Source organism: Psychrobacter sp. (genome assembly GCF_041554015.1).
In the GTDB taxonomy this organism is placed as follows: domain Bacteria; phylum Pseudomonadota; class Gammaproteobacteria; order Pseudomonadales; family Moraxellaceae; genus Psychrobacter.
Window position 1 is genome coordinate 1 of record NZ_JBFFMS010000040.1, and the last position, 24,591, is coordinate 24,591.

Sequence of the window (24,591 nt, forward strand, 5' to 3'; positions counted from 1 at the left end):
ACTTTGATCTAAATTACTTTGATGTACCTGCTAGCTAATTTTTTACTTTTATAATAAAGTAAGCCTACCGCACTATGATAAAAGGGACAGTCACGCTACTGTCCCTTTTTTTGCCAAAAATATCTTCACAAAAATTGACACTGTCAGCATCAAAATAACTGCTAACAAAATAGTTGACTATTGATAAGCCGTTACGATTAAAATAACGCAAAACCAAATGGCTTACCTCTCATAAAAATATACTCAGCCCTATCAATGAGGACACTGTCACTTAACACGCGCTAAAGTAATAAAAATAGACATCGCAACAGTGAGTATTACAGCCGTCGCTAGAAGCAAATATACCGTTATACAGACTCAATAATAACAATGATTGAAATAACTACCATAAGGGATACGATGTGTCAGAGATAAAACACATTTTACAACAGATTACTGCCTTAAGTGATGTACCAGATCCCGCGGTACTTAAGCGCCTAATCGATGCGCTACGAGTAAGTGATAAAGAGCCTGCTTTAGGCAATCAAAATATTCAAAATCTTATTGATATTTTGAGTCAACATCCAGAGTATGGTGACGGGCTGTCAAGTTTTGTCCTAAAACTTATTATTGAATACCGCCAGATCGCTCTTTATACCGATACTGGTATCATGTCAGATCAAGGGTTTTTTAATAGTCTGCGCCGCCTTATCGGGCATCGTTTTTTACCACTATTGCCACAAGAAGACTCTGTCGTAGAATTGGTCGGTTATTTATTTGATAAACGCTCTGATGAGCGCTGGCTTGCCAATATCGACAAAGAAAAATGGGACGAGCTGGTCGGACTACTCAAAGTCGATGAGCAGCATTTGAACTTAGTAGCGACAGCAAAAAACAGTATCTTAAACGCGATTATCATTTTATCGTATCGCATCAGCGGTATTGGCTTGCATCCAGATTTGATGGAGTTTTATCCGCAAATGCTGAACTATTCAGCCTCGTTTGTGGCACAAAACCAAGAAGCGGTCTTGTATGTCAATCAGTACCGAGAAGCCCATGAGCTTGATACTTTAACCGATATCATTCCCGAAAAAGCCGTAGATCCAGCGCCATTATTGGTCATGATTGAGCAATGCGAAGATATCGTTGCCACCATACGCAAACGTATTTATAAAACTGGTATCTCGATTCGCTTGACCAATATGATGCTACGCTTGGACCAAAGTTTGCAGCGCATGCGCATCCTAACTGAGCTAGTAGCAAACAACTATGACAAGCGCGACCGAGCGATAGTCGAGTTGATTCAAGCGCTAATCAATACTGCTAGCCGCCGTTATAGTATTGGTTATTTGATTGATAATAATACCAAGCTACTATCACGCAAAGTCACTGAAAACGCTAGCCGCGTCGGCGAGCATTATATTAGCACTGATAAATCTGGCTATCAGAAGATGTTTAAAAAAGCATCTATCGGTGGTTTTATCATCGCGTTTATGGCGACGACTAAGATATTGGCTTATCACCTAGCCCTCGCTCCGATGGGACGCGCCTTTGTCAATAGTATGATTTATGGGCTTGGCTTCGTTTTTATCCACATTGTCCATGGAACAGTCGCCACCAAGCAGCCCGCCATGACAGCAGCGGCGATCGCTTCTACCATATCGGATGGTTCTGGCAAAAAATCCCATCAGTTAAATAAACTGTCCGAATTGGTGGTCGATATTTTACGCACCCAGTTTATTGCTATCATGGGTAATATTATGATGGCAATACCCGTCGCCCTGATTATCTCTTTTGCTTGGCTACACTATACTGGCGCGCCTATGATTAATACCGATAAGGCGGCGCACCTACTTCATGATCTCGATCCTTTTCGCTCGCTGGCGTTGCCACATGCTGCTATCGCTGGGGTATATTTGTTTTTATCGGGTCTGATTGCTGGTTACTATGATAATTTGGCGGTTTATAATCAAATCGGCGCCCGTATACAGCGTCATAAGCTATTACAGTACCTCTTACCTAAAAAATGGTTGCAGCGTTTAGGCGGCTTTATAGAAGCCAATCTTGGCGCCATCATGGGCAACTTTATATTTGGGGTATTCTTAGGAAGTACCGCCACGATTGGTTTCTTATTTGGCTTACCAATTGATATTCGTCATATTGCCTTTGCCTCAGCAAACTTGGCTCATGGCTTATTTAATCTATCAGCAAGTCAGCTAGAGTGGCAAGTGGTGCTGCTTTCTGTCTTTGGTGTTCTGCTGATCGGTATGGTCAACTTAATCGTCAGTTTCTCACTGGCGCTACTTGTCGCTTTACGCTCAAAAGAGGTGAAGTTCGTCGATTGGAGCCGTTTAACTAAGCAACTTTTCAGTCATTTGATGACGCATCCTTCTGACTTTTTTTGGCCACGCGACAAGCCGATGAAGTATGCCCGTATCGATAGCCAAGGTCAGATGATTTTTGATGATACGGCTCCACAAAATAGCAATCAGCCACTTCCCAAAAACTATGTGGTCAGGCGCTTATCTGATGTCAAAGTGCTGCCAAAGGCCTTGCAAAAAAAAACACAGGATCAGCAGGCGGTCACTGATATACACTATGCCAATTCATTAGCAGAGCATCAGCTAAATCCTGAACTAAATAGCCGCGAAGCTCATACCACCGTCAACAAACCAGCCGTAAATAAAACCATTGAGCTGGATGATGGTCTGACAGAAGAAGCGCTTAGTAACAACATCCCTTATAGTCAGGATATTCAGTACGATAAGACTCATGCAGCGTTTAATGAGCATAATCAGACGTCATCTGATACGATGGGTCAAGACAACCCTGTTGATACAAAGGCGGCAGGCGACGCCAAAACGCCACTGCCTAAACCAAAAAAACCACCGAATCTACCCAGTTAATGGGTTTATTCAGCGGTTTGACTGATTCTGAAATTACTAAGGAACTAAGAAGCTAAGAAACTACTGGCGCGCAATGCGCGCTTGAAGTAATGGTTTTGCCATCACCCAAGCGATAAGCTAGCAAATGATTGCCCCAAACACAGCCGCCATCGAGGGCGCGAGCATAGGGCAAATCAATCTCACCTTTGAGCGCCGCCCAATGACCAAATAGCACCTTGCGCGTGCGCGGTACTTGCCATTCAAACCAAGGCAAAAAACCCTCTGGTATGGGCTCATCCAATCCTCCCGTAAAGTCAAATTCGAGCAACCCATCCTGCTGACATAAGCGCATACGAGTAAAGTAGTTGGCAATCGCTCGCATTTTGGTAAATCCATGAATACCTGAATGCCATTTGTCTGCCGTCTTGCTATATAGATTTGGCAGCAATCTATCAAGCTGTTTTAAATGACTCTGCAATTGCACCTCCAACTGACGCGCGTACTTTTCCGCCTCCTCAATACTCCAATGCGGCGGGATACCGGCATGTACTAGTACCGTATGCTTATCAGGATACGCCAATAATGGCTGATGGCGTAGCCATTCTAGCAACTCATCACAATCATCAGCGGCAAAAATCGATGCCGTTTTATCTTTCTTCTTAAGTTTTGTCGCCCCACGCCAGACGGCTAGTAGATTAATATCATGATTACCAAGGACAGTCGCAGCCGCGCCTTGCTCACACAGTGCTTTGACATGACGCAAGGTATTCAACGAGTCTTCACCGCGTGCTACCAAATCACCGGCAAACCATAATTTATCTTGCGCCGGATCAAAATCCAATGTCTTTAGCAGTTGCAGATACGCAGTGTAGCAGCCTTGCAGATCACCGATAACATACTGATGACGAAAACTCATAAACCCTCAATAATTTTTAACTGATCGCTTTTAAGCAGCTTACAAATGATAGTAAATGGCTAGTATTTTTTTTCATCTCATGACCATCACGTATTTAAACGATGAGAACAGCCTCACTCACCATTTTTATAGCTGCTAGAAAGAATATGTTATAACTGAACCGTGCTCGCCTGATTGCTCAAATTGACAAAATCTTTTACGCTTAAGGTTTCAGGGCGCGCTTGCGGATCAATACCACACGCTGTAAAATCGGCTTCACTTAGTGTTGGTAATAACGTTGACTTTTTAAAGATGGCGCGCAGTGTCTTACGGCGATGATTAAAGGTTTCACGTACCACCAAAGCAAAATACTCTTCATCTTCTGCCACAATTGGCTTAGTGATATGCGGCGTCAAACGAAAAACCGCACTGGTCACTTTTGGCGGCGGATTAAAGGCACCGCGTGGGACGGTCAGCAGATAATCCGTATGGCAGTGATACTGCATAATGACCGATAAGCGACCATAGGTTTTACTGCCGACGTCAGCGGTGATACGCTCGACCACTTCTTTTTGCAGCATAAAGTGCATGTCTTGTATCACATCGGCATAACTTAGCAAATGAAATAAAATGGGCGTAGAAATGTTATACGGTAGATTACCGACCACGCGAAGCTTACCGCGCTCCTCGCTATATAGCTCACGATAGTCGACATGCATGGCATTGTCTTTGATAATGGTAAAGTTTGGATGGCTATTGGCACCGATACGAATACGCAGGCTATCTGCCAAATCACGGTCCAGCTCGACCACAGTCATGGCATCCACTTCTGCCAATAACGGCTCAGTCAGTGCACCCATCCCCGGCCCAATCTCAATCAAATTGTCATCGCGCTCTAGGCGAATGCTCTCAACAATTTCACGGATAACACTACGGTCGTGTAAGAAGTTTTGACCAAAGCGCTTACGCGGTTGGTGTTTGGCAGCACGTAGGCTGTTAGAAATAGATTGAGCATCAAACGTAGTCTTGGACATAAAAAATTCTTAGTAGATAAAAAATGGTCGATAAGGCAATGCCAGCGATATACGGGCTTTATAATGCCAAATTATAACACAGCTCATAATTGGTCTGTATTTTAGAGATATTTTTATAGGAAAATAATCCGCCTATAATCAGTTGTATATAGAAAATCGATATTTATATTATCTACTGATAAGCGATTTATCCGCCATCTCATTGGCCATTTTTAGTGCTTGATATAAGCTGGTGGCACTGGCATTGCCGCGCCCCGCCAAATCAAGCGCCGTACCGTGATCTACCGAAGTACGGATATAAGGCAGCCCTAAGGTCAGATTGACGGTATCACCAAAACCATGCGATTTGAGCACAGGCAAACCTTGGTCATGATACATCGCAATCACTGCATCGCAGTTGGCTAAATGCCTTGGTGTAAATAAAGTATCCGCTGGCATTGCCTCTGATATATCAACGCCTGCTTCTATAAATTCACGCAATACGGGATTGATAATCTCAATTTCTTCAATGCCCAAATGCCCACCTTCGCCTGCATGTGGGTTGAGACCGCAGACCAAAATACGTGGCTGCATTAAGCCAAACTTCTCGCGCATATCATCGATGACGATTTGTACTGTTTGCCGTACATTATCGGCAGTGATAGCGGCAGGCACGTCTTTTAATGCTAAATGCGTGGTAACAAGCGCCACCTTCATGGCCTCATTGGCGAGCATCATCACCACTTTATCACAGCCACTTTGCTGCATAAAAAACTCGGTATGACCGCTAAACATGGTGCCATCTAATAGCTTAATACCAGCCTCTATCAATGCAGATTTTTGTAGTGGCCCTGTGACGATAGCGGCAACGGTATTATTGTTCGCAAGTTGATGAGCACTCTCTAATTGCTTAGCGACCATTGCCGAATTAGTGATATCGATTTGACCGCAAACGACGGATGAGGCGCAAGGAGTATCCAATAAGATAAACGCCCTATCATCAGAAACTTGCGATGACGATTGATTTAGAACATCATTTATTTCTATATTATTGTTATCAGGGAGCTCGATAGTTTGCCAAATGGGACAATGTTTTAGCACACCCGCCGTCATAAGCTCATCTGCTCGCTGCTGCATGGCGGTACTATCGGCAGTGACCCAGATTGGGCGCTCAAAATCTTGCAGTTTACCCTCTGCTGCCAATATCAGCACAATATCCATGCCAATACCGGCAGGTTCACCAGTTGTGATTAATAACGGTAGTTTTTTTTGCATAGCAATATATCCTAGTTTGGTATTAAGAATATGATTTTATTATATTTATTGTTATAAAAACGAGCGTTTAAGATAGTCTAAGACGTCGTAAACTTTATGTCATAGCGGATAGCATTTTTATAGATAATTACTTATAGCAGCCGAGAAACGATAGAATGTGTTAAACTTTCGCCTTTCATTGTAGCATTTACCAGCAAGCGCTGAGACCACCTTTTGGTACTTCTCTCATAGAGGTATGTCGCGCTTGCTTGGCGGTATGACTCCTAAAATAAATACTGATAGCACATAGCTATTTATAACCTCTTATATTACATAATTTTTATCACAACTTTTAAAACTGACTTTTAAGACATTGGGCACCTATGGCAGACAACGAAAAAACTGACGACTTACTCAATCAGACCCCGCCGCACAATATCGATATCGAAAAGGCACTGCTCGCGTCTTTGATGAGTATCGAGGAGGCATACGATAAGATTGCAGATATTGTCACCAAAGACGATTTTTATGCCGGGCGCCATCAATATATTTTTGATGCTATTGCGCATTTGGCAGCGGTCAACGAGCCTTACGATACAGTTATGGTACATGATTGGTTAGAAGCGCAAAAGCTGCTAAAAAGTGCGGGCGGCGACAGCTACTTAGCCGATATTTTGAGCCAAAGTCCGGCGACTTTGTTTAACCTCACCGCTTATGCCCAGCGCGTACGCGAACTCTCGACTTTACGTCAGCTGATTACCACTGGCAATGATATGCTGACCTTGGCTTATAATCCAAAAGACCAAACGGTCAGTGATATATTGGATACGGTCGAGGGCAAGATATTTAGTATCAATGAGCAACACAATAAACGCGCTGAACAGCGCGGTCCTGTCGGCATCACTGCCGTTCTGACCAATGTCATCGATAAAATCCAAGAACTAAAATCCAACCCTGATGGCATGATTGGTCTGCAAACGCCGTTTGTTGAGCTCAATAATAAAACTCAAGGCTTACAAGCAGGCGATTTAATCATTGTTGCTGCCCGTCCTTCTATGGGTAAAACCACCTTTGCCATGAACTTAGCAGAAGGTATTTTATTTAACGAAGATCTGCCAGTTGTGGTGTTTTCGATGGAGATGCCAGCAGAGTCCATCGTCATGCGTTTGCTATCATCATGGGGTGCGATTAATCAGACACACCTGCGCTCTGGGCAAATGAACGAAGATGAATGGGCAAAGATGATGAACGCCATTCAGCATTTGCAGTCCAAGCACCTTTATATTGATGACAGCACCGCTTTGCCGCCCTCTGAGATGCGCTCACGCTGCCGCCGTATCGCCAAAAACCATGATGGTAAACTTGGTGCTATCGTCGTCGATTATCTGCAATTGATGAAAGTACCCGGTTTAGATGGCAACCGTGTTGGAGAGATTTCTGAGATTTCTCGTAGCTTGAAAGCGTTGGCGCGTGAGCTTGAATGCCCTGTGATTGCACTATCGCAGCTTAACCGCAGTCTAGAGAATCGTCCTAATAAGCGCCCTATCATGTCGGATTTGCGTGAATCAGGAGCAATTGAGCAGGATGCCGATTTGATTATGTTTATTTATCGTGATGAGGTTTATAATGAGAACTCAGACCACAAAGGTGTGGCTGAAATCATCATTGGTAAACAGCGTAACGGCCCTATCGGCACCATACGTTTGGGCTTTGAAGGGCAATTTACCCGCTTTATCAATTTGACGCCAGAATACTATCAAAACAGCAGTTTTGAGAATGATGAATAGCGCTTGTATTAGATAAATGCTCAAACATCATTGATTAACATTTATAAAATATGAATTATATCCGTAGCCAGTGATTTATCAGCCGATGATAAACCACTGGCTTTATCACTTTACTCATTCATAACTTTGCTAAAAAAGAAGCTTATTATGCGCACGATTACTATCAAGCCGGCCGCCATTACTCACAATCTTAATCAAGTAAAAGCGTTAGCACCGAAATCTAACGTCCTTGCTATGGTAAAAGCCAATGCCTATGGACATGGCGTTGCTGCCGTCCTACCCGCATTACAGCAAGCAGATGGCATCGGCGTGGCGACTTTAAGAGAAGCGCTAGAGGCACGGCAGCTGGGCTGGGATAAAACCATCGGTCTTATCGAAGGTGCGTTTACTATTGATGAGTGGCAGCAAGCGATTGAGCATGACATCAGCTGCGTGATTCACCATGCGCCGCAATTAGCATGGGCGTTAGAGCAAATACCAGCTGCTGATAGCGCCACTCGCGTGGTTTGGATAAAATACAACACCGGTATGAATCGTTTAGGATTTAATGAGCAAACGCTTGTTCCAGCTGCAAAATCTCTGCACGATGCTGGCTATCAGCTGATTTTGACCACCCATTTTGCCAATGCTGATGACCGCTCTCATCCTCTAAACGCCATGCAAATCCAGCGTTTTAATGACATGCTAAGTATTTTACGAGAAACAATCAGTCATGATATTAAAGGGTCATTGTGCAACTCTGCTGGCATCGTTAATTTCCCAGAGCATCATCATGATTGGGTACGCCCTGGCATTATGCTATATGGCAGTGCACCAGTTATCGACCAAAGTGCGCATGAGCTAAATTTGCAGCCAGCGATGGAATTTGGTGCACAGATTATTGCCTTACAAACCGTGAGCGCTGGTGACGCTATTGGCTATGGCAGTCGCTGGACAGCCGAGCAAGATACTAAAACGGCGCTTGTGAGTATCGGATACGGTGATGGCTACCCTCGTGTGGTCAATGAGGACGCTTATGTTACTGTCATAGATACTAACAATGAAAGCTATCGATGCGCAGTGATTGGTCGCGTCGCCATGGATATGATTGTCATCGATGTGAGCGCTGTACCAGGGAGTAGCGCGTTAAATAGCAAGGTCATCCTATGGGGTGATGCACCGCACGTCGACGAAGTCGCTGTTCATGCAGGCACTATCAGCTACGAGCTGCTATGCCGCTTAAGCTTACGCCCTCAGCGGCTATAAGGATAATAATCAGCCCTGATTAGCATGCACCAGTTAAAGATATAGAGATGTGTATGGCTAAAAAATCAGGGTAAATAGAATATTTACATTGAGAGTAATTGCGCTATACTAAAAGTTTGTCGTTATCCCAGCATACGCACTGACGCCCTAATTTATTAACGCGATATGATTGCCAGCTGATAACCTATTACTTTTCACTGACTGTGTTCGACTGCTAGGATTGCTATGAGTTTGCGCCATTTTTTAACCTTATCTGATTTAACCAAACAAGAACTAGAAAACCTCATCAAACGCGCCAGCGAATTGCGTAAGATGCAACATGCAGGCGAGATATATCAGCCTTTTGTTGGTCGAACGCTTGGCATGATATTTGAGAAGTCATCTACCCGTACACGTATCTCATTCGAGACGGGCATGGGGCAATTCGGTGGCAACGCTATTTTTTTATCGCCAAATGATACCCAGCTTGGACGTGGTGAACCACTAGAGGACTCAGCGCGCGTCATATCAAGTATGGTCGATATCATCATGATTCGCACCTTTGGTCATGAAAAAGTCGAAACCTTTGCAAAATACTCAAGTGTTCCTATCATCAATGCCCTAACCGATGAATTTCATCCATGCCAGCTATTGGCTGATATGCAAACTTATTATGAGCATCGCGGCAGTATCGAAAACAAAATTGTCACTTGGGTCGGTGATGGCAATAATATGTGTGCCTCATTTATGCAAGCAGCTCATCAGTTTGGTTTTGAGCTGCGAGTTGCCGCGCCTTACGGGTTTGAGCCTGACTCAGCACTGATGGAACGCTTCTCGCACTGCGTTAGCCTTGTCGAAAATGTACAAGATGCAGCAAAAGACTCTAACCTCATTGTGACCGATGTATGGGCAAGTATGGGTCAAGAGTCCGAGCAAAACACGCGCGCACGTCGATTTGCACCGTATCAGGTGACACCGTCGCTACTCGATAAAGCCGATCCTGAAGTGGTGTTTATGCATTGCCTGCCTGCGCATCGCGGCGAAGAAATCTCTCATGATATGTTAGATGACCCACGCTCGGTCGTATGGGATGAGGCTGAAAACCGCTTACATGCGCAAAAAGCCTTGATGGAATTTTTATTAAAAGACAAAATCAAAGTATAGCTGCACAATAGCTACACATTTTTATAAGCTGTTTATGCCGTCATAAACATCAAAAAGGCAGAGCATATATAATATGCCCTGCCTTTTTAGTGTGTAGTAAACCAGTTATTGTCTGATAAACAAGCCCTTATTGATTAACGAGTCAGTACTTCAACCCCATTGCTGCTAGCTTTTAACAACACATCGGCTTGATTGGCAGCAAAGATACCATTACAAACCACACCGACGATATTGTTAAGCTGTTTCTCAAGCTCTATTGGGTTGCTGACATCCAAATCATAAGTATCCAAAATCACATTGCCATAATCGGTGACGAAATCTTCACGATAAACAGGCTCACCGCCCATTTTGGCTAGTTGCCGAGCGACATATGAACGAGCTTGCGGCAATACCTCTATCGGCACTGGGAATGCGCGCCCTAATATCTCGACACTTTTACTGGCATCAACCATGCAAACAAATTTGTTCGATGCAGCAGCAACGATTTTTTCACGCGTGAGCGCGCCGCCGCCACCTTTAATCAGTTGCAAATGTGCGTTTACTTCATCAGCACCATCAATATAGACATCAAGGGTGCCAGCAAAGTTTAAGTCAACAATCTCGATGCCAAGTGCACGCAGCTTATCTTCTGTCACCTGCGAGCTTGCAACTGCGCCAGCCAGCTTTACGGTTGGTAATAGCTCAATCAGACAGTTCACCGTACTGCCCGTCCCCACGCCAAGTATCATATCATCTTCGATATAGCGTAGGGCGGCTTTGGCTGCGGCTTGCTTTTGTGCTTGCTGATCACTCATCATAAGTCCTTGGCAAAATAAACGTATCGCTTTAAAAAAAGTAAAGGGTGAAAAGGTAAAATGCGCCGCTATTATAACCGATGACTTTGATGGATGTCAGCGTAATAGCGCCTCTAATAATAAGATATGACGTGAATTTTTAAGACTAAGACAAATATGGCAACCAAAACACCAACGCTAACAAGGTGACTAATAACACTGGCGGGGTAATAATCAGACCAATCTTCATATATTGCCCCCAACTGATTTTATAATCTTTTTCTGCCAACACATGCAGCCATAGTAAAGTCGCAAGACTGCCCATAGGCGTAAACTTGGGTCCCAAATCATTGCCAATGACATTGGCATAAATCATCAGCTCGCGAGTGGCGGTGGGCACTTGGGCACTATCAATCGCCAGCGCGCCTACCAAGGTAGAGGGCATGTTATTCATAATAGATGCCACGATAGCGGAGAGGAATCCTGTGCCCAAAGTTGCTATTAGATTGCCTTGTTGCCCTAACCAATTCAATATTTGAGCACCATAGGCAGTTAATCCGGCATTACCCAAACCGTAAACAACCAAGTACATACCAATAGAAAATAAAACAATCTGCCAAGGAGCTTTACGGACAATATCAGGCACGGACATCACAGCCCCGCGACCACCTTGCCAAAATCGCCCTGCAATCGCCATAAGTAGTAAGGCTGCTGCGCCAGTCACGAGCGAGATAGGAATACCGAGCGGCTCTGTCGCAAAATAAGCGACAAGTAGCAAAGCCAGTAGCGGAAAAGCGGCTTTAAAAACCAAGGTGTCTTCGATCGCTGACTCAGGTGTACTAAGCTCACTCATCGAATAGTGTGCCGGAATATGGCGTGCATAAAATATCCATAGCACCGCTAGCGTCGCTAGTACAGAGACGATATTGACCGGTACCATAACCAAAGCATAACGCCCAAAACCAATATCAAAGTAGTTGGCACTAACGATATTAACGAGATTGGATGTGACCAATGGCAAACTTGCGGTATCAGCAATAAAGCCAGTCGCTATGATAAATGCCAAGGCAGAGGGCGGCGAAAAATTTAACCTTAATAAAATCGCCATCACAATCGGGGTCAGTAATAATGCCGCTCCATCATTGGCAAAGAATGCTGAGATAAAAGCGCCTAATATCACAATCATCGGGAACAACAGACGCCCTTGTCCATTACCCAATCTCGCTACATGCAGTGCTGCCCAAGCAAAAAACCCAGCCTTATCTAAGATAAGCGAGATGATAATCAGTGCGACAAAGGTAAAAGTAGCATCCCATACTATATCCCATACAACACTAATATCAGATAATTGCACCACACCAAAAGCTAGGGCAACTAGCGCCCCGCCCATAGCGCTCCACCCAATGCCCAAACCTTTAGGTTGCCATATTACGAGCCCTAAAGTGACGATAAAAATAATGAATGCGAGCATGAACAACCTTACTTAAGCAGACTTACTTAAAAAATTAGCGACACTGATTCAAGCAGGCGCTTCATACAACCTACTTGATTAAGCCTGTTTTATCGAATAAACATCGAATCGATATTGGGTCAATGTAGAATAGACATTCAAATCGATTTTTGATTCACGCGTTTTGATACCTCCTCAGCACTTTCTACCCGTTCAGAATAGCGATCCGTCAGATAGGCTAAGCGTCCACGAGTAAGCCAAGTAAACTTCACTAACTCTTCACAAACATCAACAAGGCGCAGATATAAAGGCGACTTATCCATACGATTATCATCGTTAAATTCTAAAAAGGCTTTTGGAATAGACGACTGATTTGGGATAGTAATCATGCGCATCCAGCGCCCAAGGATACGGAGCTGATTGACCGTATTAAAGCTTTGACTACCACCGCTGACTTGCATCACTGCCAAAGTCTTGCCTTGGGTCGGTCGGACGCCGCCCAATGACAGCGGAATCCAATCGATTTGTGCTTTCATGATACTGGTCATACTACCGTGACGCTCGGGACTAACCCACAGCATACCCTCAGACCACTGCGCAAGCTCACGCAGCTCTTGTACTTTAGAATGCTCTACATCGGCATCGTCTGGTAAAGGCAAACCAGATGGGTCAAACATCTTCACCTCACAACCATACCAGCGCAATAGACGACTCGCCTCCTCGGCTGCCAACTTTGAGAATGAACGCGTGCGTAATGAGCCGTATAACACCAGTATTTTTGGCGCATGACGCGGGTCATTGGCGCCTATTAAAGACTCAATATCGATAGGATGAATCAGACTTGAATCAATATTGGGCAAATCATCTAAATCGACCATATTCAGATCTGTTGTATTATTTGCCATGATAGACCACTTCTCCATCTTCTTTAGTGAAGCTACTCACAGGATTTTCTAGTAATTCAAACACGCGCTCTGATGGTCGGCACAATGCTGCGCCCTTAGCTGTGACTACGATAGGACGGTTAATTAAGATAGGATGGGCAATCATGGCATCGATAACCTCATCATCAGATACTGCAGGATTATCTAAACCCAGCTCATCATTAATGGACTCTTTACTACGCAGCAGCTCCCGTGGTGAAAGGTCCATTTTTGCCAACAGCTTAACCAAATACTCGCGGCTCGGCGGCGTTTTAAGATATTCAATCACTTCTGGATGATCACCTGACGCTTGCATAATGGCTAAGGTGTTACGAGAAGTACCGCATTTTGGGTTGTGAAAAATTAACGATGTCATAGTCATCTCACCTGTTTTTGTGAATATAGAATGGGGGGCGTTTTGATTAATAGGAGTTTAACAATGGGGCTGGTTGTTAAAATCATCCAGCGTATTCATTGCACCGCTACTATCCGCTGAACAGCCATTTAAATTATCAAGAAGAGATGTGCACAGCTCTGAGTTCCCAGCACAGCAATCTTGCAATAAAAACTCAATAACTAGCTGCATATGTGATAAAGAGGCACGATAGATAATCTGTCGGCTTTGGCGCTTTGGTATGACCCACCCCGCTCGTGCCAGCACCGATAGATGTGAGGACATCGTATTATGCGGTACAGACAGTTGGCGAGCTATTTCACCCGCAGGTAATCCTTTAGGCTCGTGACTGACCAGCAGTCGAAATGCCTTTAAGCGGGTTTCTTGTGAGAGGGCAGCAAAACTTGTCATAGCATTTATCATTTCCATATGTCCAATAATACAGACATATAGAAATGACTCAAGTTTTTTTTGGCTAAATAAGCAGTACTCGTTATAATTTATCTTTATTTGATGAGCATCGACTATCAAACCGCCGCAAAAACTGTAATTGTGTCTTGCAACATGTTTAAAATCAGCATAGGCTAATCTATTTGATTTTTATCATTCCCTGCGTTTTTGGTCGCTGCTGGCGACTTGCTTATTTAATTATAATTAATCGCACTTTTTCATTCATACATTCACAAGTTTAGGAATCATTATGCTGTCACATTGGGTACGAGCCATCTTACAAGCCACCGTCTATGACGTAGCTATTCAAACACCACTTGAAGCGGCACCCAAACTGACCCAACGTTTTGCTAATGACATTCGTTTTAAACGTGAAGACCTGCAACCGGTAAAGTCTTTTAAATTGCGCGGCGCTTATAACCGCATTAGCCAATTAAATGAGGAACAAAAAGCGCGCGGCGTCATATGTGCATCGGCAGGTAACCATGCCCAAGGCGTTGCCTACTCTGCTCGTAAGCTTGCCCTGAATAATATTATCGTTATGCCAACCACTACTCCTGATATCAAAGTGGATGCCGTTAGAGCGCTTGGCGGCAATGTTGACTTGTATGGTGATAGCTTTGATGAAGCCAACCGTTATGCAATCAATCGCGCTGAAACAGAAGGTCTGACTTTTATCCCGCCATACGATGATGAACTGGTGATTGCCGGACAAGGTACCATCGGGCTTGAGCTTACCCAGCAATGGCGCAATATGGACTATGTGTTCGTCGCGGTTGGTGGTGGCGGTCTGATTTCTGGCGTCGCTGCATTTTTGGGCGAAGTTGCCCCACATGTCAAAGTCATCGCTGTAGAAGCTGACCAATCAGCATCACTAAAAGCGGCGCTTGAAGCCAATGAACGCGTCAAACTTGAGCAGGTCGGACTGTTCGTCGATGGTGTGGCAGTCGCTCAAATCGGTGCATTACCCTTTGATATCGTCCGTATGCAAAAGGGCGATAAATCTGGTCCTGTCGTCGAACCTGAAGTCGTCACTTGTACCAATGATGAAGTGTGCGCTGCCGTCAAAGATATTTTTGAGGAAAACCGCAGTATCGTTGAGCCTGCTGGCGCGCTGCCCGTTGCTGGTATGAAAAAATATATCGAGGCTCATAATCTACAAGGCAAAAACTGCGTTGGCATCATTTGCGGCGCCAATATGAACTTTGATCGCTTGCGCTACATCGCTGAGCGTACTGAAATTGGTGAGAAAAAAGAAGCCATCTTTGGCGTGACGATTCCTGAGCAGACTGGCGCTTTCTTAAACTTCTGCCGTAGTCTGCACGGTCGTAATATCACCGAGTTCAATTACCGCGCCGATAGTAAAAAATCCCCTGACTCTATGGAACCTGCCTCAATATTTGTCGGTATTGCATTAAAAGAAGGCGATAAAGAGCGTCAAACCATCCGTACGCAATTGTTAGCTGATGGCTATACAGCGCACGACTTAACCGATGATGATGTCGCTAAATCCCATATCCGCTACCTGATTGGTGGTCATGCGCATGTTGAAAACGAGCAGTTATTACAAGTCACTTTCCCAGAACGCCCAGGTGCGCTACTTACATTTTTAGAAAAGCTGGGTGACGATTTTAATATTACCTTGTTCCATTATCGCAATCATGGTGCTGCTGAAGGTCGAGTATTGGTAGGCTTACAAGCATCTGAGGGCAATTCTCGCCAGCTACAAGATGCCCTGCTCGATATCGGCTATGACTGCACCATGCTCAATGACAATATTGGTTATCAGTTATTTTTAAAATAATATAGATCAATGACCATCCGCTAGGGCAGTTTTTAATACGTTGAACAACTGCCCTAGAATGAATACTAGTTATTGCTAGAAGCTAGCAATTATTATTGAGTATGGAGCAGTAATGAAGAAAATATTACTCATTATAATACTGCTAGCTTTAGCACTTTTATTCTATAAAACACTGCAACCCAAAGATTCTATCAGCGAATCTAGCATTGATACTGTTACAGATATCTCATTTGAAAACTCAAGCAATTCTGTATCTACTGATTTTGATGACATACCACCATCCTATGTTGATGACGATTCAAACTCAGCTTCTAGTGTGTATACAAGTGCGCCCGCAGCAGTAATTACCGAAGCATCTACATTTTCGTGTGATGGTAGAAAACATTGCTCCCAAATGACATCCTGCGCAGAAGCAACCTACTTTATACAACACTGTCCTAATACAAAAATGGACGGCAACAATGATGGTATACCTTGCGAAAAACAGTGGTGCCAATAATTCCAATGACAAAAACGATGTTAAATATATCTTCTGAGATGTTAATTGTTTAGCGACCTTTTAATTAGCAAAAGCACCACCATTATTATCTTACGTTATTGATATCCATGAGGTTTTGATGAGCAAACATAATAAAAACCATAATCAGCCCAGTCATAGTAAGCTTGATGCGGTACGTATGCGTCTCGATAAATGGTTATGGGCCGCGCGATTTTACCGCACGCGCACGCTTGCCAAAGAAGCCATTGAAAGCGGGCGTGTACATTATGCAGGTAGTCGGGTAAAAACCAGTAAAGAGATTGCTGTTGGTGATGAAATACAGATTCGTCAAGGCTCAGCTACTGCTATGACCGAAAAGACAGTCGTCGTTGAAGCGCTAACGGCGCAGCGCGGTAACGCAACTGCCGCTGAAGTCTTATATTCAGAAACCGAAGAAAGTATCGCGCGCCGTGATTATTATGCCGAACAGCGCAAACTTGCCAATCTTGCTCGTCCAGACAACAAACCCAACAAAAAAGAGCGCCGTGATTTACATCGCTTTAAAAGCAATCAAGACTAAATATATTGGTCAGGCTAGCAATAGCATCACATCCTCTTAAATATTAGGGTTAGCAGGTATACATAGACTACTGACCCTATTGTTTACCCTCTGCCCTTGCCATTCAAGGTATTAAGCGTTACGCTGTCATTCATTAATTTACTATATAGCATGCTTATCAATCACAACTTTCATGTTGATTTTGATAGCATGTTTTTTATTGCAACAAAAGGTCATCATATGGCAATTAAAGCATCTACTCCCTCATCTGTACTACTGGTCTGTTTGGGGAATATCTGCCGTTCACCAACTGCTGAAGAGATTTTTCGTCAGCAAGCAGCGATTGCAGGACTGTCGATGAAGGTTGATTCTGCAGGTACTGGGGATTGGCATATTGGTCATGCACCTGACGAGCGCGCGCAGCGTCATGCCAAAGCTCATGGTTATAACATCAGTAAATTGGTGGCGCGCCAAGTCAGTGCTGATGATTTTCACGATTTTGACTTGATCCTAGCGATGGACACACAAAATTTAGCCGACCTACAGTCGATTAAAGATGATATAAAAGATACGGATGCAAAGTTAGCCAAATTGGCCTTATTTAGTGAGGAAGATCCCACTTATAGCGGTGATGACGTTCCAGACCCTTATACTGGTGATAGCGATGCTTTTGAAGAAGTGATTGAACGTATCGAATCTAGTGCTCAAGCTTGGATTGAAAGTTGGAAGATATCTTAGTTATAAAGCACTATATTTCTACTGCCTTTATATGCTGCATCCTTTATAATAAACACCGTATGATTTTTTGTTTATTTGCCCCATAGGCTATGTTATGAATTCAGCTTTACGCTCTAATATCAGCGCTTCACCTACTCTATCGCATGATGGCGTAGCAGATTTGTCTTATAGCAATACCATGGCTTTGGCTTGTATGGCTGACTCTGTGGTTACCTTAACAGATGAGGCGCAGCTTGATGAGTTTATGGCATATTATGGGCAAGATACTGAGCAGAGCAAGCCCTTATTCGTATTGTCTGGCGGTAGCAATGTGTTATTACCAGCCAAGCTAAATGCCATTGTTTTACGTCCACAAATGCGTGGTATACAAGTCACAGCGCAGACCGACTCTTATATCGATATCGAGGTAATGGCAGGTGAAAACTGGCATGACTTAGTGGTATATACGGTCGCTCAAGGTTGGTATGGACTTGAAAACCTTGCCCTAATACCTGGGCTTACTGGCGCCGCTCCTATACAAAATATTGGCGCTTATGGCGTTCAGCTAGAGGACTGCTTGCAGTCTGTACGTGCTTATCATCTACCAAGTCAAACATGGCATGATTTGACCGCAGCCGACTGCGCATTTGACTACCGTGATAGTATGTTTAAACGTCAGCCAAATACGTGGCTTATCAGCCGTGTGGGTTTTAGATTGCATACTGATGCGACAAAGATACTGGCAAGCTATGGTGATGTACAGACCGTCGCTCAAGGCTACGCGACGCAGCAAGGTCGCATTAAGCCAACGCCTATTGATGTCATGCATGCCATCATTGAGATTCGACAGCAAAAGCTACCTGACCCAAAGCAATTGCCAAATTGTGGCAGCTTTTTTCAAAACCCTATTATCCCTCAAGCGCAATTTACTAAGCTGCAATTATCTTATCCTGCTATCGTTGGCTACCCAATGCCTGAGGCCATGACTAAAGTGGCCGCGGGCTGGCTTATCGAGCAGGCCGGCTTAAAAGGCGGCGGTATAGAGCCGATTGTTACCCATCAGCAGCAAGCACTGGTATTGACCAATCACGCGCCCTATATTGCCACCAAACAAGATGTCGCCGCGGCTCAAAAGTATATTGTAGATACTGTCTATGACAAGTTTTCGATTCAATTGTCGCGTGAGCCAGTATGGGTAAATGCTGATGGCTCCATCGGATACGATGAGCATGTGGTCTAAGCAGTCATGGTCTAATCGCCTATGGCGACATTATTTGCGTTCAGCTGAGCGTATGATCAAGCTGTTTCGTATTATCAATGCCACGTTTTTGCTGGGTGCCACGTCCGTTATTTTAGTTCTCATTAGTTTATTCACGCCGCTATTTTCTCAAGCGGTGGTCTATATATTGGCTCATCTGCCGCTACCAAAAATGCCACCTGTTGCTATGAGCTCGCCACCTACTGCGTATGTGGTGTTAGGCGGAGGACTGACCAATGATAATAACAATCAAATTATCCTAAACTCCTATAGCTTGAATCGTGCCCGTGCTGCCGCTACAGCTTACCATGACCTGCCTCTGCCCATTGTGCTGAGTGGTGCTGAAGCGCCTTGGCTTGGTCAATGGCTGATTGAGCATGGTATCGACGGCTTAATCAGTGAAAACGCCAGCATGAATACTTGCGAGAATGCACGATTTACAGCGAAGCGCATCCCTTTGCACCATGTTTATCTGATTACTGATAGCTATCATATGGCGCGTGCGCGCAGACAGTTTGCGTTAAATGGCATCAACAGTACGGCGATTAATGCCCCTTTACCCGTTAGGCGTGATTGGATGGAGCCTGCACAAAACTTAAGCCACTCTAGGCGGGCAGTTTATGAAATCGCTGCTTACTTACGTGATGTGATACGCCCTCAAGCCAATTGCCGCCAAGCCAAAGAAGTCTCTTCACAGCAGCTATTGACTCCCAGGGGTAAGGTTGCCAAAGCTGCTGATGACTAGCATCGGCTCCTCCATGTTAGAAATCCACCCTCATTCTTATCTACTTTCTTACCTTTATCCTTACAGTTCAGTCATCTTACTGACAACAGGTGTATAATGGTGGGAGAAACTGCTATTAAAGAGAGGCGTCATGCTCAGTATATTTTTATTAATTCCATTAAGTCTTATGCTGTTTGTGGTCGCAATTTGGGCAGTCCGTTATGCGGTAAGATCCAATCAATTTGAGGATTTGGACAACGCCTCACAGCGTATTATCTTAGATGATCGTCAAGAGCGCAGGCAAGTCATACAGGCTCAAGAAAAGCCAGCGCCTACTCCAGAAGCAAAAGAGGTAGACGATATCACTGCACATGCAAAAAAATCTCATCTGCCAAGCAATGCCGATGTTACCGCTCCGCCTCTTTCTAATACAGACAAGAACTCAAAAACATAGCCTTGGGCTATTTTACTAATGCGTTACCCACTTATTTAATCTGTCTAATAGCATGATAAGTCGGTACGTCTTTGACTATTTTTAGGAGTACCTTCCCATGACCACAGCCTTACTCGTTGCGGCATTATTAATGGGGTTTTTTGGTTCACCGCATTGCTTAGGCATGTGTGGTGGCTTAGTCACCGCTTTTGGTTTGTCAATGAAAGACGTCAGCCCTGCCAAACGCCGTGCATTGGTCGCAACGTATCATGTCGGTCGCTTGACCAGCTATGCCTTTTTAGGTTTGCTTGCAGGACTGATAGGTACCACCGTATTACAGCCACTGATGCAAGGCAATAGTACACCGCGTATTTTACTTGGTTTGGTATTGGTATTTGTCGGCGTAACCATGCTTGGTGCACCGTTTTTAAAGAATCTTGAGCGTTTTGGCATGCGCTTTTGGCAGTATCTAAGCCCTATTCGTCAAAAAGTATTTCCGCTAAATACCTATCCAAGAGCATTGTCCGCCGGCCTGCTATGGGGATTCTTACCTTGCGGCTTGGTCTACGGCGCTCTACTAATCGCTGTGGTCGCACACAACCCACTTAGCGGGGCTGCCTTGATGTTCGTTTTTGGCTTAGGAACTGTACCGATGCTGGTCGCTACTCATGAGACCGTCGGCTGGTTGCGAGATAAAATTGGCCGTTTTCGCTTAAGACAATTAAATGGTGCCATAATGGTCTTATCTGGTTTGGCGGTGGTCTTTATTCCTATCGCCATGTCCAGTATGCATGGCAATCATGGCGGTGGCCATAGCATGGGTATGGACCACGGTGACGATACTATGATGATGAGTGATTCGAATGGTAGCGTTCACCACGATATGAGTCAGATGGACCATAGTATGCATAATATGGATAACGACTCAGCAAATATGGAACATCAGCACTAACTCATTGCTGCTGCCTATCCTTTCAAATGAATGCCATATAAAAACAGACGTATAAAAAAGCCCTTAATCAATGATTAAGGGCTTTTTACTGTGTAAAGGCATTAGAGCTTGATTAAAAAATCTTATTCAGGCTGCCACTGCTCAAGTTTAAACTTCGTATCCAGATGCTTCTCTAAAGCAGGTATATTAAAAGCATCATCTTCACTGACAAAGCTGATACTGATACCGGTTTGTCCAGCGCGACCCGTACGACCGATACGGTGTACGTAATCGTCCGGCTGATCTGGTAAGGTATAGTTAATCACATGGCTGACATCATCCACATGAATACCGCGCCCTGCGACATCGGTTGCAACCAACACAGAGGCATGACCATCTTTAAAGCGCTGTAGATACTTTTCACGCTTTTGTTGAATCACATCACCGGATAACATAACAATTTTATGTCCCTGACGCAGCTTATGATACAAACGCTTAACTTGGTCTTTACGATTGGCAAAAATAATGACCTTTTCCACTGTGCGATCAGTGATGATACGCTCAACCGCTGCCAGTTTTTGCTCTTCGGTTAACAGATAAAAATGCTGGTCAACCAATTCACTGGTTTTATGCTCAGGCTCAATTTCAACAAACTCAGGCTCATGTAACCAGCGATAAGCCAGATTCATCACATCTTGGTTAAAGGTTGCAGAAAACAACAAACTTTGACGGTCGGTGTTTGGCGGCATACGACCAACTAAGCGCTTGATATCTGGGATAAAACCCATATCGAGCATGCGATCAGCCTCGTCTAATACTAGCACCTCAACGCGATCCAGATAGACCATGCCTTTATGCATCAAATCAATCAAACGTCCAGGCGTGGCAATTAAGATATCGACATATTGGCGCTCAAGCTCATGCTGCTGGGTTTCATAATTGGTACCACCCATAATGCACACACTATGGAGCTCGGTATATTTGGTCAAAGCCATACAATCGTCAAATATCTGCTGGGCAAGCTCGCGGGTTGGTGCCATAACGACGGCACGCGGCTCACCTAAAAAGCGCTCTTCATCAGCGGTAAATGGGCGCTTAAGCAATGCTTCCATAATGGTCAGTAAAAATGTGGCTGTCTTGCCAGTACCAGTCTGCGCCTGTCCGATGGCATCTTGATTTGCCAACGTATGCGGCAGTATTTTTGCTTGAATGGGCGTCAGTTCAGTAAAACCCAAGTCACTTACTGCACGCAAAGTCGCGGCTGAAAGTGGCAAATCCGTAAACGTCGTAAAATTACTCAAAAAAATATCCTTTTGTATAAATCGCTTGTACATCATTTATCAATGAAAGACGACAGATCAGTAAGAAACGGCAGGGTTTATGAGCGGTCTATGATATCTATTGACCAGCAGCCGGCACCCTATAAAGCGGATAAACATAAAAAAGCCAAGCCCCATGTCAATGCTTACTCATGCTGCGTTAAAAGCAATACAAGTAAGACAGGACGGGCTTGGCTCAGTAGTATATCAGTAGTTTGTACAGACATTATAGCTAAACGGCACGAATGACTGTTACGATTACTCTTCTACTTTTCTGACTTCTTCAGCTTGTAGGCCTTTATCACCTTCGACCACGCTAAATTCAACTTTTTCGCCGTCTTTTAGAGAGCGATAACCATCACCTTGGATCGCGCGGAAATGGACAAAAATATCTTCTCCGCTATCACGTTGAATGAAACCAAAGCCTTTTGAGTCATTAAACCACTTAACGATACCTTGCTCACGAGCTGACATAATATTACTTCCTAAAAAGTTTACTTAGTCCCAAATTCCTTTGCATCATTGCATATAAACGGATACTAAGATTATGAAATCAAAAATTTAAGAGTGACCACTCTGTATACTATCGGCACCACACAAGTCATAAATTGACCTTTATGACTTAGCCTCTAGCACCTGATAATGTGCGATAGACAGTCTAAAACAGCATCTATAGCCTCAAAATCAGGATTAGCAACAAAGATGTAATATTTGTTGTGTAAAAAATATCATAACACGGGTTTTTAGCAACACAAAGACTTTTAACAGTATTTTTATCACTTGAACTATTTTTTAGAATTATTTTTTATAAGTTAGCATGCAAGCTGTTAATATAAAGGGATAGAGCGCGCTATGTTTTTTAACGCCTGTTAGTATAGTGCGCTTACTCTTACGTGCCAATCATTACTCTAGACAGATCTAGACATATCCACTGCTATTCATAGAGACCATTATGACCGCCTCATCTCAATCAGCAACGCCTGCCACCATCGCTCAGCAAAACCCAAATACCACCCTAAGCCATAAACTATTATTGGTTAATGGTGCCAATCTAAACCTACTTGGCAAACGCGAGCCTGATATTTATGGTCATATGACCCTTGCTGATATCGAGAGCACCTTAATCAAGCGCGCCGCCGCCCACGGTATTGAGCTGATTTGCCGTCAGTCCAATCACGAAGGCAAACTAATCGATGACATTCAGCATTATGGATTATTAGCAGAAGCAAATGCGCAGATCGATGCCATCATCATCAACCCTGCTGCCTTTACTCATACCTCGGTTGCGCTACGTGATGCCCTACTCGCCACCAAAAAGCCGTTTATAGAGGTGCATTTATCAAATGTCCATGCACGCGAATCGTTCCGCGAGCATTCTTATTTGTCTGATGTGGCCGTCGGCGTGATTTGTGGTTTGGGGCATTTGGGCTATCATATGGCATTGGATTACTTGCTGACCCATACCTATGCCATAACACTGAATAAATAACTCGTTAGCGTTAAGCCCTTTATCTGAAACATCGCCATTTCTGTACGGTTGGCACAGTAGTTAAACAGCATTTATTGGAATAAAATAATAATATAAGGGGTTAGAAAATAACCCACTAAACACCCCACTATATGGTGATAGGCATGGCAAAATCGTCCGGAACGCGCTTTATGAAACTTGCTGGCATGACAGCAAGTATTGCTGGAAAAGCAGCGAAAAACTCCCTAAAGCATCTGTCAAGCGACGAAGAAAAACGACTACAAGCACGCTCAGAGCTGATGCAAGATGTCGGTATACAAATCGCTGAAACCTTAGGTGAGATGAAGGGCGCGGTCATGAAGGTCGGTCAAATCGCCTCGCAATATAAAGATGTGTTTCCGCCTGAAGTTGCAACTGCCCTAGAGAAGCTGCAAAAAGATGCGCCGGCAATGCCCTATGCACAGATACGCATGCAAGTTGAACGTGAGCTAAAAGCGCCTATTACTGACTTGTTTACTGAATTTGAAGAAATGCCGTTTGCAGCGGCGTCTATCGGACAGGTACATCGAGCGGTATTACCATCCGGACAAAGGGTGGTGGTTAAGGTGCAATACCCTGATGTCGACAAAAATTGTGATAGCGATCTAAAACAAGTCCGTATGGCACTAAAAATCGCTGGCGTGCTCAATATGAGTAAGCAATTGCAGGA

The 24,591-nt window shown here is 44.1% G+C and carries 23 protein-coding genes and 1 pseudogene; 14 read left to right on the plus strand and 10 right to left on the minus strand.

Translation table 11 applies throughout. The features are described from left to right. Positions 1-401 precede the first annotated feature (401 nt). Entirely contained in the window at positions 402-2,885 is a 2,484-nt protein-coding gene (locus ABYU67_RS10125) for a site-specific recombinase (protein ID WP_372844877.1), read from the plus strand. Between the two features lie 52 nt (positions 2,886-2,937). Here ABYU67_RS10125 and ABYU67_RS10130 read toward each other — a convergent pair whose 3' ends face one another. The 3 genes from ABYU67_RS10130 to pdxA all read right to left on the minus strand — a co-directional run bounded on the left by ABYU67_RS10130 (position 2,938) and on the right by pdxA (position 6,047). Next, complete coding sequence (locus tag ABYU67_RS10130; RefSeq protein WP_372844878.1) at positions 2,938-3,780, minus strand: symmetrical bis(5'-nucleosyl)-tetraphosphatase; 843 nt, start codon at positions 3,778-3,780, stop codon at positions 2,938-2,940. A gap of 149 nt (positions 3,781-3,929) precedes the next feature. Beyond that, entirely contained in the window at positions 3,930-4,793 is an 864-nt protein-coding gene (rsmA, locus tag ABYU67_RS10135) for a 16S rRNA (adenine(1518)-N(6)/adenine(1519)-N(6))-dimethyltransferase RsmA (protein ID WP_372844879.1), read from the minus strand. A gap of 168 nt (positions 4,794-4,961) precedes the next feature. Then, positions 4,962-6,047, minus strand: coding sequence for a 4-hydroxythreonine-4-phosphate dehydrogenase PdxA (gene pdxA / locus ABYU67_RS10140; RefSeq protein WP_372844880.1), 1,086 nt, complete (start codon positions 6,045-6,047; stop codon positions 4,962-4,964). Positions 6,048-6,409: 362 nt separating this feature from the next. Between pdxA and dnaB the strand changes: the two genes are divergently transcribed. The 3 genes from dnaB to argF all read left to right on the plus strand — a co-directional run bounded on the left by dnaB (position 6,410) and on the right by argF (position 10,201). Further along, complete coding sequence (gene dnaB, locus ABYU67_RS10145) at positions 6,410-7,813, plus strand: replicative DNA helicase (protein WP_372844881.1); 1,404 nt, start codon at positions 6,410-6,412, stop codon at positions 7,811-7,813. A gap of 147 nt (positions 7,814-7,960) precedes the next feature. Next, positions 7,961-9,058 (plus strand): alanine racemase, encoded by a 1,098-nt coding sequence (gene alr / locus ABYU67_RS10150; RefSeq protein ID WP_372844882.1) that lies wholly within the window; start codon positions 7,961-7,963, stop codon positions 9,056-9,058. Positions 9,059-9,283: 225 nt separating this feature from the next. Next, on the plus strand, positions 9,284-10,201 hold the full coding sequence (gene argF, locus ABYU67_RS10155; protein ID WP_372844883.1) for an ornithine carbamoyltransferase: 918 nt from the start codon (positions 9,284-9,286) through the stop codon (positions 10,199-10,201). A gap of 134 nt (positions 10,202-10,335) precedes the next feature. On the opposite strand, the gene rpiA is transcribed toward argF, so the two are convergent. The 5 genes from rpiA to ABYU67_RS10180 form a co-directional block, all read right to left on the minus strand. Then, the gene (gene rpiA / locus ABYU67_RS10160) at positions 10,336-10,995 is read right to left on the minus strand and encodes a ribose-5-phosphate isomerase RpiA (RefSeq protein WP_372844884.1); all 660 of its coding nucleotides are present in this window, start codon (positions 10,993-10,995) and stop codon (positions 10,336-10,338) included. Between the two features lie 145 nt (positions 10,996-11,140). Beyond that, entirely contained in the window at positions 11,141-12,445 is a 1,305-nt protein-coding gene (locus ABYU67_RS10165) for an arsenic transporter (protein ID WP_372844885.1), read from the minus strand. A gap of 137 nt (positions 12,446-12,582) precedes the next feature. Continuing rightward, on the minus strand, positions 12,583-13,329 hold the full coding sequence (gene arsH, locus ABYU67_RS10170) for an arsenical resistance protein ArsH (RefSeq protein ID WP_372844886.1): 747 nt from the start codon (positions 13,327-13,329) through the stop codon (positions 12,583-12,585). Continuing rightward, the gene (gene arsC / locus ABYU67_RS10175) at positions 13,319-13,723 is read right to left on the minus strand and encodes an arsenate reductase (glutaredoxin) (RefSeq protein WP_372844887.1); all 405 of its coding nucleotides are present in this window, start codon (positions 13,721-13,723) and stop codon (positions 13,319-13,321) included. Before arsC ends, arsH begins: the two co-directional genes overlap by 11 nt. Positions 13,724-13,780: 57 nt before the next feature. Further along, entirely contained in the window at positions 13,781-14,152 is a 372-nt protein-coding gene (locus ABYU67_RS10180) for an ArsR/SmtB family transcription factor (RefSeq protein WP_372844888.1), read from the minus strand. A gap of 289 nt (positions 14,153-14,441) precedes the next feature. On the opposite strand from ABYU67_RS10180, the gene ilvA reads away from it, so the two are divergent. From ilvA to ABYU67_RS10220, 8 genes and pseudogenes are all read left to right on the plus strand, one after another. Further along, entirely contained in the window at positions 14,442-15,995 is a 1,554-nt protein-coding gene (ilvA, locus tag ABYU67_RS10185; protein ID WP_372844889.1) for a threonine ammonia-lyase, biosynthetic, read from the plus strand. Positions 15,996-16,350: 355 nt separating this feature from the next. Then, positions 16,351-16,494: pseudogene (locus tag ABYU67_RS10190) on the plus strand (excalibur calcium-binding domain-containing protein); the annotation flags it as partial. 118 nt (positions 16,495-16,612) lie between these two features. Then, positions 16,613-17,053: an RNA-binding S4 domain-containing protein gene (locus ABYU67_RS10195; protein ID WP_372844890.1), complete on the plus strand. Its 441-nt coding sequence runs from the start codon at positions 16,613-16,615 to the stop codon at positions 17,051-17,053. A gap of 219 nt (positions 17,054-17,272) precedes the next feature. Continuing rightward, positions 17,273-17,770 carry a low molecular weight protein-tyrosine-phosphatase gene (locus ABYU67_RS10200; RefSeq protein WP_372844891.1) on the plus strand — a complete coding sequence of 166 codons (498 nt, stop codon included), beginning with the start codon at positions 17,273-17,275 and terminating at the stop codon, positions 17,768-17,770. A gap of 94 nt (positions 17,771-17,864) precedes the next feature. After that, the gene (murB, locus tag ABYU67_RS10205) at positions 17,865-18,989 is read left to right on the plus strand and encodes a UDP-N-acetylmuramate dehydrogenase (protein WP_372844892.1); all 1,125 of its coding nucleotides are present in this window, start codon (positions 17,865-17,867) and stop codon (positions 18,987-18,989) included. Continuing rightward, complete coding sequence (locus ABYU67_RS10210; protein WP_372844893.1) at positions 18,973-19,752, plus strand: YdcF family protein; 780 nt, start codon at positions 18,973-18,975, stop codon at positions 19,750-19,752. Before murB ends, ABYU67_RS10210 begins: the two co-directional genes overlap by 17 nt. A 130-nt stretch (positions 19,753-19,882) precedes the next feature. Continuing rightward, the gene (gene ccoS, locus ABYU67_RS10215) at positions 19,883-20,185 is read left to right on the plus strand and encodes a cbb3-type cytochrome oxidase assembly protein CcoS (RefSeq protein ID WP_372844894.1); all 303 of its coding nucleotides are present in this window, start codon (positions 19,883-19,885) and stop codon (positions 20,183-20,185) included. Between the two features lie 97 nt (positions 20,186-20,282). Continuing rightward, entirely contained in the window at positions 20,283-21,116 is an 834-nt protein-coding gene (locus ABYU67_RS10220) for a sulfite exporter TauE/SafE family protein (RefSeq protein ID WP_372844895.1), read from the plus strand. A 122-nt stretch (positions 21,117-21,238) separates the two neighbouring features. Here ABYU67_RS10220 and ABYU67_RS10225 read toward each other — a convergent pair whose 3' ends face one another. Both ABYU67_RS10225 and ABYU67_RS10230 read right to left on the minus strand, forming a co-directional pair. Beyond that, positions 21,239-22,432, minus strand: a complete 1,194-nt coding sequence (locus tag ABYU67_RS10225) for a DEAD/DEAH box helicase (protein WP_372844896.1) — start codon at positions 22,430-22,432, stop codon at positions 21,239-21,241. A gap of 240 nt (positions 22,433-22,672) precedes the next feature. Next, entirely contained in the window at positions 22,673-22,888 is a 216-nt protein-coding gene (locus tag ABYU67_RS10230) for a cold-shock protein (RefSeq protein WP_011513806.1), read from the minus strand. 478 nt (positions 22,889-23,366) lie between these two features. On the opposite strand from ABYU67_RS10230, the gene aroQ reads away from it, so the two are divergent. After that, positions 23,367-23,903 carry a type II 3-dehydroquinate dehydratase gene (gene aroQ / locus ABYU67_RS10235; protein ID WP_372844897.1) on the plus strand — a complete coding sequence of 179 codons (537 nt, stop codon included), beginning with the start codon at positions 23,367-23,369 and terminating at the stop codon, positions 23,901-23,903. Between the two features lie 143 nt (positions 23,904-24,046). Next, positions 24,047-24,591: AarF/UbiB family protein (locus tag ABYU67_RS10240; RefSeq protein ID WP_372844898.1), on the plus strand; the 545-nt coding region annotated here is incomplete at its 3' end.